This window comes from Leuconostoc sp. (assembly GCF_965300815.1).
This window is the reverse complement of the sequence record NZ_CBDKZH010000174.1, coordinates 1-1,804: the sequence shown is the minus strand read 5'-3', so window position 1 is coordinate 1,804 and position 1,804 is coordinate 1. Positions and strand designations below refer to the sequence as shown.

Annotated in this window: 2 protein-coding genes; both read left to right on the top strand. The window is 36.5% G+C overall.

Annotation, left to right across the window (positions count from 1 at the left end; genetic code table 11):
* The coding region (locus ACW12G_RS07795) for a hypothetical protein (RefSeq protein ID WP_455647698.1) at positions 1-1,431 on the top strand (1,431 nt) is incomplete at its 5' end.
* On the top strand, positions 1,428-1,751 hold the full coding sequence (locus ACW12G_RS07790; protein WP_455647697.1) for an ATP-binding cassette domain-containing protein: 324 nt from the start codon (positions 1,428-1,430) through the stop codon (positions 1,749-1,751). The genes ACW12G_RS07795 and ACW12G_RS07790, both read left to right, overlap by 4 nt.
* Positions 1,752-1,804 lie beyond the last annotated feature (53 nt).

Here is a 1,804-nt window from a genome sequence, read left to right as displayed (position 1 = left end):
GACATTCTAAAACCTACTGCGATACTCATTGTTATAGCAACTACGGTTGGGCTACTTTATGCAGCTACAATCGGGCATGGCTTTCATACGTTCAGTACGCAATTATTGATAGCTTTAATGGTTACTGATTTCATCATTTTTCTACTGCTGTTGGGATTATCGCTAATTTTGATAGCCATGATGATTCACTTAGAAAAACCCATTGCTGTCATTAAAAACAAATCGGGCGGCAAAAGTATTTTTGTTATCTGGTTACTACTCATTGGGATGATGACGGTTGCGGTTGGCAGCCTTAATCAACAGTATCAAAACAAAATTCAGCAGCTATCGACGCAGATAAACCATTTGAAACCTTGGTATAGTGTTAAAGATTGGCAAAAAACACAGCCTTTTGTTGGTCATGCCACCGCAGTGAATGGGAAAATGACTGAACCAGCTCCAAGTCAACAAGATGTTGATTTGGTCAAAAAGATAGGCAGTCAAAGCTACATTTATATTGCGCAAACCACAGCAGTTGTTCCTAAATTTTTGACAGGTGAAGTTAAAGATAATTTTGCAAAACAACTTTTACAAGATGGGATTACCGCCCCCGATTTAAATCGTAAAGTCTGGTATTTGAATAATGGTGCGATGCATAAACAAACTTTCGATAAGGCATATCCTTATGATCCAAGTAAATCAGCAACGCTATATTTACCACAAAAATACCGAGATAAGGCGCAATCATTAATTAACACAATTTATGTTGAGCAGTTGCGAGAAGTTCATCTTTCAAAAAATGATATTGAGGTGCAGATTGTGCCAGAGAATCAGACTGTATTTTTATATCGTGAAATGGCTACGCGATTTGCAGGTGATATTTCTAACCAAGAAAAGGATTTCGGCAGTTTACGCCAACAAATTTTGGTTCGCTTGAATGATAATGTCTTATTAGCTCATAATGACAAAACATTTGCCAATAATATTTTAAATACAATGAGCCTGCTTAGTCCGCAGGCAATCAAAATCATTAGTCAGGAAAATGATGATTTAACCAATCAAACAATAACACCGTTTCAAACTGTGTCGTTGAATGTGATTGCTTTAAAGCATCAATTGGCTGTTGCCAAGTTTTTGCAGGTCATCATTTTTAGTGCGTTGATACTGAGCATGATATTTTATTTGAACACGATCTACCAGTTTGAGATTATTTCAGTGGTCAAAAAGAAAATACTGGGGTTATCAATTTTTCAGGTGTATGGCCCGTATAGCTTGTCGTTAGTTATCATGATGGTTATTGCCTATGCTATTAATATGCTGCTTGGTCAGGCAAATGGTCTAACCACGTTAGCGTTAGTATCAGGACTTATCGTAACGATCATTACGACACTAATTGTGGATCGGAAAATTGGTTCGGATTACACGCAAATTCTTAAAGGAGACAATATATGATTCAGCTTCAGGCGCTCAGTAAAAAATTTAACAAAAAAGTCATCTTTGAGGATGTGACGCTGGTTTTTGAACCAAATAAATCATATGCGCTAGTTGGCCAATCTGGCTCTGGTAAGTCTACTTTATTGAATGCAATTGGTCGACTCGAAAAGCCGACCAGCGGGGCAATTACGCTGGATAATAAGAACATCTGGGATATTAAAGAAAAGACATTTTTTAAAAGATATCTGGGCTACGTTTTTCAAAACTATGCCTTGTTAGATCATCTACAGAACAAATTCCAGAAATTATCAAAAAAATTCGTAAAAAAACAGGTTTAACTGTTCGCACAAATATATATGAATAGTCACAATATGAGTAGGAGCTTAAAAGT

What these genes read in the sequence shown, in the direction of transcription:
- ACW12G_RS07790 (WP_455647697.1), top strand. Translation starts at nt 1,428, where the DNA reads ATGATTCAGCTTCAGGCGCTCAGTAAAAAATTTAACAAAAAAGTCATC.